At 43.8% G+C, this 681-nt stretch carries 2 protein-coding genes; both read left to right on the top strand.

The genetic code is table 11. The annotated features are described in order from the left end of the window. Positions 1 to 125: 125 nt before the first annotated feature. Positions 126 to 224, top strand: coding sequence for a tail virion protein G7P-2 (locus CIK04_RS35835; protein WP_224655563.1), 99 nt, complete (start codon positions 126 to 128; stop codon positions 222 to 224). A gap of 112 nt (positions 225 to 336) precedes the next feature. Further along, positions 337 to 573, top strand: a complete 237-nt coding sequence (locus CIK04_RS28905; RefSeq protein WP_097352706.1) for a major coat protein — start codon at positions 337 to 339, stop codon at positions 571 to 573. Positions 574 to 681: the final 108 nt, after the last annotated feature.

Here is a 681-nt window from a genome sequence, read left to right as displayed (position 1 = left end):
ACGAGGGTAAGCACGTGGAAATTCAAGGCTTCCACCTGTTCCAATTGCCTGAACTTAAAAAACAGTAACCCTATTCAGTTCATTGGCTGAGTCAGTGAACGAATTATCAAGAGGAGCTTATCACCATGACTGATTTGCAATTTGAACAACTTTACACGCTGCACTTAGTTATCGGACTTTGCATTTGTGTAGGTCTTGGCTTAATCGCAGGGGGTCAACGATGATAAGCCCACTTGATATTGAATACCTCGCGTCAGTGGCACTAGGTTGTCTAGGTCTTGGCTGGGTATTCGGCTTTAAATCCTATCTTTWAAAAATTTACTGAGGTATCTATCAATGGATAAAATCAAAAACATCTTTACTCAAAAACGCCTAGCGGCTGGTGCGGCTCTTGTTTCTGTTGCTGGCTCTGCTAACGCAGCCCTTCCAGCGCATGTTACTGATGCGTTTACGTCTATCGGCACACTTGTAACCGACCTTGAAGCTCAAGCTTGGATTATCGTTCCCCTCGTATTCGTGGCGCTTGCTGGCATTGGTTTGTTCAAGAAATTTGCAAACAAAGCCGTCAGCTAATCATAACAACCAAGTGCAGGGGCTTACCTCCCTGCACTTTTTTTGGAGCCTTCCTCATGAGTATTAAACAAAGCATCGCTTTTTTCCTTGTTGTTTTTTGGTGTTTCG

This window comes from Vibrio sp. 03_296 (assembly GCF_002265885.1).
This window is presented reverse-complemented; position numbering and strand designations above follow the sequence as displayed.

Excerpts from the sequence above, each read along its gene's own strand:
- CIK04_RS28905 (WP_097352706.1), top strand. The coding sequence starts at position 337 with ATGGATAAAATCAAAAACATCTTTACTCAAAAACGCCTAGCGGCTGGT.
- CIK04_RS35835 (WP_224655563.1), top strand. The coding sequence starts at position 126 with ATGACTGATTTGCAATTTGAACAACTTTACACGCTGCACTTAGTTATC.